This window comes from Anaerococcus rubeinfantis (genome assembly GCF_001487145.1).
Classification (GTDB): Bacteria; Bacillota; Clostridia; order Tissierellales; family Peptoniphilaceae; genus Anaerococcus; species Anaerococcus rubeinfantis.
On sequence record NZ_LN913016.1, the window covers coordinates 728828 to 742735 of the forward strand.

13 protein-coding genes are annotated in these 13908 nt (G+C 26.3%); all 13 read left to right on the forward strand.

Annotated features, from left to right (window positions below):
* From BN3265_RS04385 to pyrE, 13 genes are read left to right on the forward strand one after another with little or no spacing between them, the layout of a single operon-like run.
* Complete coding sequence (locus tag BN3265_RS04385) at positions 1–3495, forward strand: FtsX-like permease family protein (RefSeq protein WP_058990342.1); 3495 nt, start codon at positions 1–3, stop codon at positions 3493–3495.
* 50 nt (positions 3496–3545) lie between these two features.
* Positions 3546–4115, forward strand: a complete 570-nt coding sequence (locus BN3265_RS04390; protein WP_058990343.1) for a histidine phosphatase family protein — start codon at positions 3546–3548, stop codon at positions 4113–4115.
* Entirely contained in the window at positions 4112–5143 is a 1032-nt protein-coding gene (locus tag BN3265_RS04395; RefSeq protein WP_058990344.1) for a metallophosphoesterase family protein, read from the forward strand. The genes BN3265_RS04390 and BN3265_RS04395 overlap by 4 nt, the downstream gene beginning before the upstream one ends.
* Complete coding sequence (locus tag BN3265_RS04400) at positions 5136–7043, forward strand: ATP-binding protein (RefSeq protein ID WP_058990345.1); 1908 nt, start codon at positions 5136–5138, stop codon at positions 7041–7043. The genes BN3265_RS04395 and BN3265_RS04400 overlap by 8 nt, the downstream gene beginning before the upstream one ends.
* Entirely contained in the window at positions 7040–7720 is a 681-nt protein-coding gene (locus BN3265_RS04405) for a metallophosphoesterase (protein ID WP_058990346.1), read from the forward strand. The genes BN3265_RS04400 and BN3265_RS04405 overlap by 4 nt, the downstream gene beginning before the upstream one ends.
* Positions 7720–8253, forward strand: a complete 534-nt coding sequence (locus tag BN3265_RS04410; RefSeq protein ID WP_058990347.1) for a class IV adenylate cyclase — start codon at positions 7720–7722, stop codon at positions 8251–8253. Before BN3265_RS04405 ends, BN3265_RS04410 begins: the two co-directional genes overlap by 1 nt.
* A 59-nt stretch (positions 8254–8312) precedes the next feature.
* Positions 8313–9242, forward strand: coding sequence for an aspartate carbamoyltransferase (gene pyrB / locus BN3265_RS04415; RefSeq protein WP_058990348.1), 930 nt, complete (start codon positions 8313–8315; stop codon positions 9240–9242).
* Positions 9235–9663 (forward strand): aspartate carbamoyltransferase regulatory subunit, encoded by a 429-nt coding sequence (locus tag BN3265_RS04420; protein ID WP_058990349.1) that lies wholly within the window; start codon positions 9235–9237, stop codon positions 9661–9663. Before pyrB ends, BN3265_RS04420 begins: the two co-directional genes overlap by 8 nt.
* On the forward strand, positions 9663–10859 hold the full coding sequence (locus tag BN3265_RS04425; RefSeq protein WP_058990350.1) for a dihydroorotase: 1197 nt from the start codon (positions 9663–9665) through the stop codon (positions 10857–10859). The genes BN3265_RS04420 and BN3265_RS04425 overlap by 1 nt, the downstream gene beginning before the upstream one ends.
* Positions 10834–11700: an orotidine-5'-phosphate decarboxylase gene (pyrF, locus tag BN3265_RS04430; RefSeq protein ID WP_058990351.1), complete on the forward strand. Its 867-nt coding sequence runs from the start codon at positions 10834–10836 to the stop codon at positions 11698–11700. Before BN3265_RS04425 ends, pyrF begins: the two co-directional genes overlap by 26 nt.
* Positions 11687–12403 (forward strand): dihydroorotate dehydrogenase electron transfer subunit, encoded by a 717-nt coding sequence (locus BN3265_RS04435; protein ID WP_058990352.1) that lies wholly within the window; start codon positions 11687–11689, stop codon positions 12401–12403. Before pyrF ends, BN3265_RS04435 begins: the two co-directional genes overlap by 14 nt.
* Positions 12403–13302, forward strand: a complete 900-nt coding sequence (locus tag BN3265_RS04440) for a dihydroorotate dehydrogenase (protein ID WP_058990353.1) — start codon at positions 12403–12405, stop codon at positions 13300–13302. The genes BN3265_RS04435 and BN3265_RS04440 overlap by 1 nt, the downstream gene beginning before the upstream one ends.
* A gap of 8 nt (positions 13303–13310) precedes the next feature.
* On the forward strand, positions 13311–13880 hold the full coding sequence (gene pyrE, locus BN3265_RS04445; protein WP_058990354.1) for an orotate phosphoribosyltransferase: 570 nt from the start codon (positions 13311–13313) through the stop codon (positions 13878–13880).
* Positions 13881–13908: the final 28 nt, after the last annotated feature.

The window sequence follows — 13908 nt, forward strand, 5'->3', positions numbered from 1 at the left end:
ATGAAAAAAAATAATTATTATAAGTCGATTTTTAGGGATATAAAAAATACTAAAGGCAAGATATTTTCGATTTTTGTTATGATTGGCCTCGCTTCAATGGTTGTTGTTGCCCTTTTTTTGTCAGGACCATCTATGAGAAAAACTCTAAATGAAACTTTAAATAAAAATAGGCATCCTGATATTATTGTTAGGGCAAGTTATGGGATAAAAAATGAAGATAGGTTAATAATTGAAAAAGATGAGGATATTGATAAAATATCCTATAAAAAAAATTTGGATCTTTTTGCCAAAGATAAGTTAATTTCTGTAAAATCCTACGATGAAAATCTAAGAAAATTAAACATAAAAAAGGGAAGAAAAATTAAAAAATCCAATGAAATAATCCTTGATGAACTTTTAAAAAAAGACTATAAAATTGGAGATTTCATTAGTTTTGAGACTATTGATGATGAAAAAATAGGTGATTTATTAAAAATTAAAAAGTATAAGGTTGTTGGATTTGCAAATTCTTCTGAATATTTGATGGATGATATAAGAGATGTATCAATAAAGGGCAAGGAGATGGTTTTTGCCTTTGCCTACTTAGACAAGGAAAATTTTAGAACCGATAATTATAATCAAGTTGATATTTCTTATAAAAAAACAAAAAATATGGATAGATTTTCTGATGATTATAAGTCTTTTGTAAAGAAAAAAAGAGATAATTTAAGAAAAGATTTTAAAAATCGTCCAAGCCAAGTTTTGAAAAAAACAAAAGATGAAGCAAATTCAAAACTTGATGAAAAAGAAAAAAAATTATCAGATGGGGAAAAAAAATTAAAAGAAGGAAAAGATAAACTTATTGAAGCAAATGAAAAATTAAATAAGGGACTTGAAGATTATAATAAGGCAGAAGACGATTTTAATTTTAAAATTAGAGATGGAGAAAATCAATTAGCTAAGTCAAAAAGTCAAATAGATAGTGGATTTAAAAAGCTAAATGATGGGAAAAATCTTTATTATAGAAATTTATCTACTTTTTATGAAAAAATAAAAGAAAATGAAGAAAAATTAAAAGACTCTAAGATTAAACTTGACCAAGCTTATGATGAAATAAATAAAAATTATGAAAAAATTAATTCAAGCAAAGATTTAGTTGATAAGTCCTTTGCTGACAAAAAAGCTATGGTTGAAGATTTAGAAGAAAAAATTAGTAAAGAAAATTCTAACTTATCAAGCAATAAAAATAAAGTAAAAGAAATTGATTCTAAAATTGAAAATTTAAAAATAAAATTAGAAAGCTTATCAAATCAAAGTTCAAATAATAAAGATGAAATACAAACTTTAAAAAAAGAATTAGAAAAGCTAAATCAAGAAAAAAATTATTTACAAGAAAAAATTAACCAAAGTGAAAAATCTCTTGAAAGTTTAAACCAAGAATATTTTTTTACAAAAAACAAGATTGATAAGGCCTATGACCAAGCTATGGCCCCTATAAATGAAAATTTGGAAAAATTAAACAAGGCAAAAGCAAGTTTGGATGAAAAAAATTTACTTTATAAAGAATCTAAAAGGAAATTTGATCAAGAAAAGTTAAATGGATCAAATAAGTTAAATCAAGCAAAAAAAGATCTTGATCAAAATGAAAAAAAATTAAATGAGGGTCTTGTTTCTTATAATAGTGGAAAAAGAAAATTAAATGAAGAAAAAATAAGGGGAAGAGAAAAACTTGACCAGGCTTTCAATAAGCTTTTAGAAAATCAAAAAAATCTTGATAAGGCAAATATAGAATATGAAAAAAATTCAAGTAATGCCAAAAAGGATATTGATGACGGATATGAAAAAATCAAAAAGGCTCGTCAAAATTTGGTTAAACTTGTAGATCCAAGCTATGAAATCGAGACAATATTTTTAAATAAATCCATAGATACTTACTATAAAAATAGTTTAAATATGGATGAATTATCAAAAGTTTTTCCTACATTTTTCTATTTTATTGCCCTTTTAGTTTCTATAACTACGATAAAAAGATATATTGAAGAGCAAAGGATTCAAAATGGAACCTTAAAAGCTTTGGGTTATAGTAATTTTGATATAGGAAGAAAATTTTTCATTTATGCTTTGATTCCTACAATTTTTGGATCAATTACTGGAGCTATTTTAGGAAAATATATAATTTGTAAGGTTATTTTTAAAGCTTACTCTTCGGGATTTGATGTTTTATCACTTTCTTATATTAATTCAAACTTGATTGTTTTATTTACAATTTTCTTATCGGTTTTTTTAATTTCAATGACAGTTTATTTTACAAGCATAAGCGAAGTAAAAGAGCAAACTGCAGATTTATTAAGAGCCAAGGCTCCAAAAAAAGGATCAAGAATATTTCTTGAAAAAATCAAATTTATCTGGATGAGACTATCTTTTATGACAAAAATCACCTTTAGAAATTTGTTTAGGTATAAGTCTAGGATGCTTATGACAATTTTTGGAATTGGTGGATGCACTGCACTTTTATTTTTTGGTTTTGCTATGACTGATTCTGTAAAAGACACATCAAAGCTTCAAAGACAAGATATAACCAAATACGATTTTATTTCTATTTTTGACAAAAATGCAGATGAGAAAGATAAAAATTCTTACGAAAATATCCTAAAAAATTCAGAGTCTATGAAAATTCTTTACCAAAAGGCAGATGTAGATAGTGAAAATGGAAATATGAAAGTAAATTTAATGGTCTTTGATAATCCTTCTAAAGTTGATGATTTTATTAAAATAAGGGATAAGAATAAGAAAAAAATTAAACTTGATGAAAAAAGTGTAATAATTAGTAAAAATTTGTCTAATAAAATAAATTTAAATGAAGATTTAAAATTTGAAACTGACAAGGATAATATAAAAGTTGGTGTAAGTGGTGTTGCTGAAAATTATATAGATGATTATATTTATATGTCAAAAAAAGCTTATGAAAAAATTTTCTCGAAAAAATTTATAGCAAATGCCGATCTTGTTAGGGCAAATGAGAAAACTAGGAATAAAATTTTAAATAACAAGGCGAGTCTTTCTCTTGTAGAACCAAATAAATTTTATGAAACCATGGATGTTTTGATGGCAAATTTAAATTTGGTAATTGGAATAATTACTCTTGTATCAATGATTCTTGCTGTTGTTGTTTTATATAATTTGACAAATATAAATGTAAGCGAAAGGAAAAAAGAACTAGCAACGACAAAGGTTTTGGGATTTTTCCCAAGAGAAACTACAGCTTATATTTATAGGGAAACTTATATTTTGACAATACTTGGGATAATTCTTGGATATATTTTGGGTTATCTTATGTTAGTATACGTTTTAAATGTTGTTGCACCTGAAGGAATTTATATATCTCACAAGACTCATTTATCACCATATATAATATCAGCCTTTATAACCTTGTTTACATCATTTTTAATAATGATAGTAGTTCATTTTAAATTAAAAAAAATAAATATGGCAGAAGCAATGAAAGCAGGCGAATAAAAAGCATTCGAGCCTGCTTTTTTATATGTTATAATAAAATAGGTGATTATATGAAAATAATATTTTTAAGACATGGATTAACTGAATCAAACAAGGATTTTAGATTTTCTACTCCACAAACTAGAATTTCAAAAAATGCCTACATTGATTTAGATAAAAGTAAAAAAAATTTAGAAAAATATAAAATAGATAAAGTTTACACATCAAAACTTATAAGAAGCCAAGAAACTGCAAAATATTTGGGCTTTAATGAATTTATTGAAGATGAAAGATTAAATGAATTAGATTTTGGAGATTTTAAAGGGCAAAAAGTTTTAGAAACTAGAGAAAAATATAAGGAATTTTATGAAAAATTAAAGAAAAATCCTTATTCAACAAAATATCCAAATGGGGAAAGTATAGAAGATTTGATAAAAAGAGTTAATGATTTTATGGAAGAAAAATCTTCATTTGATGGAAATATTTTGTGTATAAGTCACGGAATTGCAATAAGGTCATCACTTTTTACAATTTTAAAAGATCTAGGAAATTTTAAAAACTTTTGGATAGATAATGGCTCTCTTACAGTTTTCAATATAAATGATAATAAAAAAATGATAGAGTGTGTGAATTTGATATGAAATTTATTCATATTTCTGATGTTCATTTATCAGACAAGCTTGATTTTGACTCATCTAATAGTAAGCTTATTAGAAAAATAAAATGGGATAGTTTTGAAAAAAATTTAAAGGAAAATAAGGATAAAGATTTTTTGCTGATTTCTGGAGATCTTTTTGAAAGAGATTTTTTTACCTTAAAAGATTACCAAAAATTGTTTGAAATAATAAAAGATTTTTCAAAAGATGTTTATTATCTTTGTGGAAATCATGACTATATAGATGGGAAAAATGAAATATTTTTTTCTGATAAGCCAAAAAATTTCCATATTTTTTCAAATGAAAGAATAGAATTTTTCCAGCATAAAAATGTTAGGATTTATGGAATTTCTTATAAGGATAGGATATTTGATAAAAGATTTAACTATAATCTAAGCTTAAATCATGATTATTTCAATATTTTTATAGGTCATGGAGTTTTTAAGCAAAATAATACAAACTATATGAATCTGGATTTGGAAAAAATTTCAAACATGGGTTTTGATTATGTGGGCCTGGGTCATATTCATAAAAAAGAAAAGTTTTCTGATAAAATTTTTTACGTTGGAAGTATTGAACCTATGAGTTTTAAAGATAAGGGAGAATTTGGTTATAATCTTATTGATGAAAATGGTGTAAAATTCATAAATTCATCCCGAATGTCTTTTAATACCTTTGACCTTGACTTAAATGATTTTAAAACTAAGGAAGATTTTGAAAAATATTTAGAAGAAAAATTAGGAAAAAAATATAATTTTTTGACTATTAATTTATCAAATTACGATAAATTTTCTTTAAATGAAAATATTTTAAAAGATAAGCTAAATTTGTCTTATTTAAAAATTAATCGTATAAAAAATAAAAATTATTACAAAGACCTAGCAAGAGTTTATGAATCTACTATACTTGGAGAATTTTATAAGCATTTTGATAATTTAGATATGGATGATCCTGTAAATAAAAGGGCTTTGGAGATTGGTTTTGATGCTATTTTAAGGAGTAAGGATGAATAATATTTTTATAAAAAAATTAAATATGACATCTTTTGGTAGATTTCAAAATAAATCTATATCCTTTAAGGAAAATTTCAACCTAATTTATGGAGATAATGAAAGTGGTAAATCGACTATATCTGATTTTATAGAGGGGATTTTTTATGGATTTGATGAGGGGGATAAAAAAATTAGATTTTCCTACAAAAAAGAAAAATATAAACCTATAGGATCATTTAAATATTCAGGGAGTATGATTTTATCCTTTGAGGGTGATGATTATAGGATAGATAGGAATTTTGATGATGGGTCATATAAGATTTATAATTTAGAAAAAAATACTGAAATCTCATCAAAAAAATCTAATTTGAATTATCCAGGAGAATATTTTTTAAAATTAAATTATAGCTTATACAAAAATATCTTATCTAACTACCAAGTTCAAAAACTTGATAAAGATTCAAAAAAAGTAATAATAGATTTTTTAAAAAATCCTTCAAAAGATTTGGTTTTTTCAAAACTTAAGGCTATTTCAAATATAGAAAAAAATCTTGAAACAATCGGAAGTCCAAGAGCCTATACTAAACCTTATGCAAAAAATATAAAACTTCTTGAAGAAAAAACGAAAGAAGTAGAAAAAATAAAAGAGATAAGAAAAACCTATGATTTAGACATAATAAAATTAAAAGATCAAAGAAAAAAAATAAGTGAAATAAAAAAGAATTTAGAAAGTTTAAAAGAATCTAGGGATAATTTTAGAAAATATAGGGCAAATTCAAATTATATAGAAGAAAAATCTAGGAAAGATTCCTTAAAAATTATTGAAAAAAAATTAGAAAAGTACAAAAGTTTTGAGGATATTAATGATTTTTATTTTGATAAAGTTGATAAATTACTAGAAGAAAAAGCAAGTTTTTATCAAAAAAATTATAAGAAAAATTATTATTTACCTATAATTTTTTCAATTTTATTTCTTTTTTTAGGATTTTTAAGTAAAAGATATTATATAATTTTATTAATATTTCCTCTTTTTTTGTTTTTTTATTTTATAAATAAAAATAAAGATATTAATGAAAAAGAAAAAATAAATGATTTAAATATAAAAATAAAAAATGAATTTTCTAAAATTTCTGTCTCTTCTAAAACATCCTACGATAGGGCAAAAGATGATTATAAAGAGTATGAAAAATTAAAAGTTGAAAGAGACAAAACTTTAGAAATTTTAAATATTTTATCTAGCCAAGAAAAATATGAGAAAGCTATTGATTTAGAAGCTAGTAATTTAGATATTGTAGATATTGAAAATAAAATAAAATTTTATGAATCAGCTTATGATAAACTAATAGAAGAAAATTTAAAATTAGAAAAGAAACTTTCAAGTGTAGAAGATATTATTTCAAGCGAGCTTGACCTAATTGATGATATAAAAATTTTAAAGAAAAAGAAATCTAACTTAGAAATTGAAATTAAAGCATCTAATATGGCAATTGATATTATTAATTCTAATAAAGATAAACTATCTTATAATAAAAATCAAATGTCTATATTAATAAGTCAAATTATTAGGCAAATTTCAAAAGGAAAATATAAAGAAATTGATTATGATGATGAGCTTGAACCTATAATTGTAACGTCAGAAAATGAAATAATTGGAATAGATAAGCTATCTGTGGGTTTTTTTGATCAAGTGAATTTTTCATTAAGATTTGCCCTTTCTAATAATCTATTGGATAATTCATTTATGATTTTTGATGATGCTTTTATAAATTACGATAATAATAGGTTAAGAATGGCCTTATTGAATTTATTGGATTTATCTAGAAAATTTCAAATAATATATTTTACCTGCCACAAAAGAGAAAAAAATACTTTTGATGGAGAGGGAATTGAAATAAATTTTATAAATATGGAGCAAATATGATATATGCAATAGGAGATTTACATCTTGACTATACAGAAAAAAAGTCCATGGAAGTATTTGGCAAAGCTTGGGAAAATTACCAAGAAAAAATATTTAATAATTGGAACAAAATTGTAAAAGATAAGGATACAGTTTTAATTGTTGGTGATATTTCTTGGGCTATGAATATAGATGAAGCTTACATTGATCTTAAAAAAATAGATGATTTAAATGGTGAAAAAATTCTATTGAAGGGAAACCATGATTATTGGCGGTCATCCTTAAAAAAACTAAATGATTTGGATTTAAAAAGTATAAAATTTCTTCAAAATAATTCTTTTTTTGTAGAAGGATACGATATTTGTGGAACGAGAGGATGGATAAGTAGGGATAACAGCGAATTTACTGATCATGACGAGAAAGTTTTTAAAAGAGAGCTTCAAAGGCTTAAAAATTCACTTGATTTTAACAAGGAAAATAGTAAAAAAATAGTAATCTTACATTATCCACCCTTAAATAGTGATAAGTCATTAAATGAATTTTTTGGAATATGCAAGGACTATCAAGTAGAATGTGTTTTGTATGGACATTTGCACGGCCCGGGACATAAACAAATTTTTGAGGGTATAGCAGATGATATAGGAATAAAATGTGTGGCAGGAGATTATATAGATTTTATGCCAGAAAGGATAAGTTAATGGACAGAGAATTAGAAATTAAGGTATTAAATATTGATATCGAAGAAATGGAAGAAAAATTAAAGAACAAAGGTGCAGAGTTTTTGGGAGTAGAAATCCAAACAAATCATACTTTTGCTCCAAAAAATTCTAAAGAATTTCCTAATGGATATTTAAGGATTAGAGAAAAAACTATAAATGATAAAAGGGAAGCAACAGAGCTTACTTTTAAGGAATCTGTAGATAACAAAGACAATATAAGAGTAAATAATGAATATACTACAACTATTAATTCAACCTCAAATATGATTAAAATTTTGGAAGAAATAGGTTTAGTTGAAAGATATGTTGGAGATAAAAAAAGAATTTCTTATTCTTATAAGGGTCAAAGATTTGATATAGATATTTGGTCAAAAGATGTATATCCAGATCCTTACATGGAAATTGAATTTACAAATGTAAATTTATTGGAAGAAATTTTAGATGAATTTGAAATTGATAGAAAAAATGTTACAAGTGAATCGATTAATGAATTAATCGAAAAACGTAAATAAATATTGACGAGTATAAATTCATTTGGTATAATTAAAAAAACAAAAAAAGGAGTGTCTAAATGCTAAAGATTAAAAATTTATTAAGTGCAGAAGATTTGTTTAAAGATGATTTACTTGAAATAATTGATTTAGCAGAAGACATAATGAAGAGTCCTGATAAGTTTTCCAATTATTGTAATGGAAAGCTATTAGGGACTCTTTTTTTTGAGCCTTCTACTAGAACAAGACTTTCTTTTGAATCAGCAATGTTAAGACTTGGAGGAAGCGTTGAGGGATTTTCAAATCCTAAAGCATCAAGCCAAGCTAAGGGAGAAAGCTTACAAGATACAATTAGAACTGTAAGTCAATATGTTGATGTAATTGCTATGCGCCACCCTCAAGAAGGAGCTGCAAAATTATCATCAGAAACTTCTGACTGTCCAATTATAAATGCAGGTGATGGAGGTCACCAACACCCAACACAAACTCTAACAGATATCCTAACAATTTCTACTTATAAAAAGAGATTAGAAGGACTTAAAATTGGTATTTGTGGAGATTTAAAATACGGTAGAACTGTTCATTCACTTTTAAAAGTAATGACTATGTTTGATAATAACGAATATGTTTTAATTTCTCCAGAAGAATTAAAATTACCAAATTACATCAAAAAAAGTGTTTTTGAAAAAAACAATATAGAATATGTTGAAAAAAGATCTTTAGATAATTCTCTTGATGATCTTGATATTTTATATATGACAAGAATTCAAAAAGAAAGATTTTTCTCAGATAACCAATACACAAGATTAAAAGATTCTTACGTATTGACAAGAGATAAATTAGCAAATGCTAAAAAAGATCTTGCAATCCTACATCCACTTCCAAGAGTAAATGAAATTGATAAAGATGTGGATTCTGATCCAAGAGCTTTGTATTTTCAACAAGTTAAATGCGGAATGTATGCAAGAATGGCACTAATTATAAAATTATTGGAGGCAAATAATGCTTGAGATTACTTCACTTAAAAAAGGAATTGTAATAGATCATATAAAAAGAGGATTGGGAATTAAAATTTTTAATCTTTTACACTTAGATGAAATTGAAGATGAGGTTGCCTTAATTTTAAATGCAAGTTCTCCTTCTCAAGGAAGAAAAGATATAGTTAAAATTGCAAATAATCTTGATATAAATCTTGATGCAGTAGCAATTATAGCACCTGATGCAACTGTTAATTTCATTGAAGATGAAAAAGTTGTTGAGAAAAAACAATTAGAATTACCAGAAGTAAGCAAGGGAATTTTAAAATGTCAAAATCCAACTTGCGTATCTACAACTGAAAGAAATATTGAAAGCAAATTTATCTTAATTGATAGAGAAGAAAAAATGTACAAATGTGCATATTGCGATCACATTTATGATGTGGAGGAATAATGAAGAAAATTTTTACAAATCTTGTTGCTGTTGATGATATAAATATATCAAGAAGGGACATCTTTGTAGAAGACGGATTTATAACAAAAGAATTTGAAAAGGATGAGGAAACTGAGATTATAGACTGTAATGGTCTTGTCTTGGTTCCTTCTTTTGTGGACATGCATACACATTTTAGAGATCCAGGCTTTACCTACAAGGAAGATTTAAAAACTGGATCAATGACTGCCCTTAAAGGTGGATATACAACTGTAAATTTGATGCCAAACACAAATCCAATAGTATCAAACAAAGAAGTCTACCAAGATATTATAAAAAGAGGACAAGAATTAGATTTAATTGATATTAAGCAAGTTTATTCGATAACAAAAGATTTCAAAAGTGATGATCTAAGTCATTTAAAAGATTTGCCAGAAGGTCTTTTATTTTTGTCAAATGATGGTAAGGGAGTAGATGATGATTTTTCCATGTATCAAGCAATAAAAATTGCAAAGGAAAATAATTTGAAATTTACCCTTCACGAAGAGTGCAAAGAAATTTCAAAATATGATTATGAAATTGCAGAAGATTTGATGACTTTAAGAGATGCATATCTTTCTTATAAAATGGATGTTCCAGTTCATTTTTCTCATGTTTCAACAAAAGGAGCAATCGAGGCTATAAGATATTTTAAAGATTTGGGTGCAAATATTACTTGTGAAGTAACACCACACCATATTTATTTTTCTGATAGGGATGATTTAAAAGTAAATCCCCCAATAAGAAAAGAAAAAGATAAAAAAGCCTTATTGGACATGATAAAAAAGGGATATGTAGATTGTATAGCAACTGACCATGCTCCTCATACAAAAAAAGAAAAGGAAGAAGGAAAACCTGGATTTATCGGACTTGAAACTGCCTTTTCAACTTCATACATGAGCCTTGTAAAAACTGGAATTATTTCATTAAATGATTTAGTAAGGCTAATGTCAACCAATCCTTCAAAACTTTTAGAAATTAAAAAAGGAAAAATAGAAGAAGGATATATGGCAGATTTTACCCTTATAGATTTGGATAAAATATATGAATATAAAGAAGAAGATATATTGTCAAAATCAAAAAATTCATTATTTTTAAATCAAAAACTTCAAGGTGAAATTGTTAGAGTTTATAAGAAAGGAATTTTAAAATATGACCTTAATGGAAAGACTTTATAAAAAAATTGAAGAAAATGGATTTGTTTGTGTAGGACTTGATACATCACTTGATTATATTCCAGAAAAAATGAAAGAAAATAAAAGTATAAGTGAAAGCTTGTTTGACTTTAATAAAGAAATTATCGATAATACAAAAGATGTTTGTGCAATTTATAAACTTCAAATTGCCTACTATGAATCATACGGCATAGAAGGAATGCTTGCTTACAAAAATACTTTAAAATATTTAAGAGATAATGATTTATTATCAATTGCCGATGTAAAAAGATCAGATATAGCTCAAAGTGCTAGTCAATATGCCAAAGCTCATTTTTCTGGAGATTTTGAAGCTGATTTTATGACTTTAAATCCTTATATGGGAATGGATTCAATTTCACCATATCTTGAATTTATAAAAAATAAGGACAAGGGAGTGTTTGTTCTTTTAAGAACTTCAAATCCAGGAGCAAATGATTTTGAATGCTTAAGATTAAAAGATGATAGCGAATTATTTTATACAATTGGGGATAAATTAAAAGAAGTAAATGATGAATTAGTTGATAATTCAGGCTATGGTCCAATTGGTCTTGTGGTTGGTGCAACTCACAAGGAAGAAGTTGAAAAAATTAGAAAAAAATATGAGGATATGTTTTTCTTGATTCCTGGCTTTGGAGCTCAAAAAGCTGATTCTTTAAATGTTTATAAATTGTTAAATTCATTAAATGGAGGAGTTGTAAATTCTTCTAGGGCAATTCTTAAAAATTATTTGAATTTTGAGGATGGAGAAGACAAAGTAGGTTTTTATGCTAGGGAAAAATGTATAGAAACTAGAAAGGAAATCCAAGATAATGGAATCTTATAGAGAAGCTGCTGTAATTTTTAATAAAAAAATAAAGGATGATATTTATTTTTGTAAGTTAAAAACTAAATTAAATGCAAAGCCTGGTCAATTTTTCATGCTTAGATGCGATAGCTTTAGAAATTCACCACTTCTTTCAAGGCCTTTTGGTGTTTGTGATCAAGATGAAGATTCCATGTCTTTTTTATACCAAGTAAAGGGTGTAGGAACAAAAATTTTAAGTGATTTAAAAGAAGGATCAAAAGTGAAATTACTCGGTCCTTTGGGAAATGGATTTGAAATTAAAAATGGAAAAAAAGCTGCAATAGTTGCTGGAGGAATTGGAATTGCTCCACTTTTATATTTAGCAAAATCTCTTGACTTGAAAGCTGATTTTTATGCAGGATTTAGCGATGAAGAATATTTTACAGATTATTTTAAAGATTATGTAAATTCTACAACTGTAACTATCGATAAAAAAGATAAAATTTTTATAACCGATAAAATTGATACAGAAAAATATGATGTTATATACGCTTGTGGACCCAATCAAATGTTAAAAACTTTGGCAAATAAAAATAAAAATTCTGAAATTCAAATTTCAATGGAAGCCCATATGGCTTGTGGTATTGGTGCTTGCCTTGGTTGCACAGTAGAAAATTTTCATGGTGATTTTATTAGAGTTTGCAAAGATGGTCCAGTTTTCGATTCAAAGGAGATTTTCTAATGAGTTTAAAAGTTAATATTTGTGGAATTGAATTTAATAATCCAGTGATAGCTGCAAGTGGAACTTTTGGTTTTGGAAAAGAATTTGCGGATTATATTGATATAAATAAACTTGGAGGAATTTCTTCAAAAGGACTAACCCTACATAAAAATTTGGGAAATAAGGGTATAAGAATTTATGAAACTGCTGCTGGAATTATGAATTCTATTGGCCTTCAAAATCCTGGAATAGAATATTTTATAGAAAAAGAATTACCATTTTTAGAAACTAAAGATGCAGTAACCATAGCAAATCTAGGCGGTCATAGCGTAGATGATTATGTTAAAGGAGCACAATTACTTGATAAAACAAGTGTTCCAATAATTGAATTAAATATTTCATGTCCAAATGTAAAAGAAGGTGGAATGGCTTTCGGTACAGATCCAAAAAAAGCTTGCGAAGTTATAGAGAAAGTTAGGAAAATTACAAAAAAAGTTTTAATGGTAAAACTTTCTCCAAATGTAGGGGATATAAAAGAATTTGTAAAAATTGCTGAAAACTCAGGAGCTGACTGTATATCTTTGGTGAATACTTTTAATGCTCTTGCAATTGATGTTGATAATAAAAAAGCTGTTTTTGAAAATAAAACTGCAGGTTTATCAGGACCTTGTATAAAACCAATTGCTTTAAGAATGGTTTATGAAGCAAGTAATGCTACAAATTTACCAATAATTGGTATGGGTGGAATTTCAAATTACAGGGACTGCTTGGAATTTATTATGGCAGGAGCAAGTGCTGTACAAGTTGGAACTAGCAATTTTGTAGACTTTAATACAATGATAAATATAGTTGATGATTTAGAAAAATATATGCAAAGAGAAAATCTAGATTCATTAGATGAGATAAGAAAAATTATTTAGGAGAAGGTATGGATAGAACAATTGAATTATTAAAAAAATCAGATGCGCTTTTGGAAGGACACTTTTTATTATCAAGTGGAAAACACTCAAGAAAATATATTCAATGTGCAAAGTTAATAGAAAACCCAGTTTATTGTGAAGAAGTTGCAAAAATTATTGCAGAAAAAATAAAAGAAGCTGGAATAAAGGTTGACTTGTGTGTAGGACCTGCTATGGGCGGAATTATAATTGCCTATGAAGTTGCAAGGGCTTTAGGGGTAAATGCAATATTTACTGAAAGAGTTGATAATATTATGACTCTAAGAAGAGGATTTGAAATTAAAGAAGGAATGAATGTTATTATTGTTGAAGATGTTGTAACAACAGGAAAATCTTCATTCGAAACTGTTGATGTAATAGAAAGCTTTGGTGGAAAAGTTAATGCTCTTACATCAATTGTAAATAGGTCAGGAAAAGATGAAATCAATGGTTTAGAATTAATTTCAGCTACAGAAGTTCAAATTGATACATTCGATCCAGATAATTTACCTGATGACTTAAAAGATAACCCAGCAGTAAAACCTGGTTCTAGAAAATAGTATTTGCATTCTAGCAAAAGAATGATAT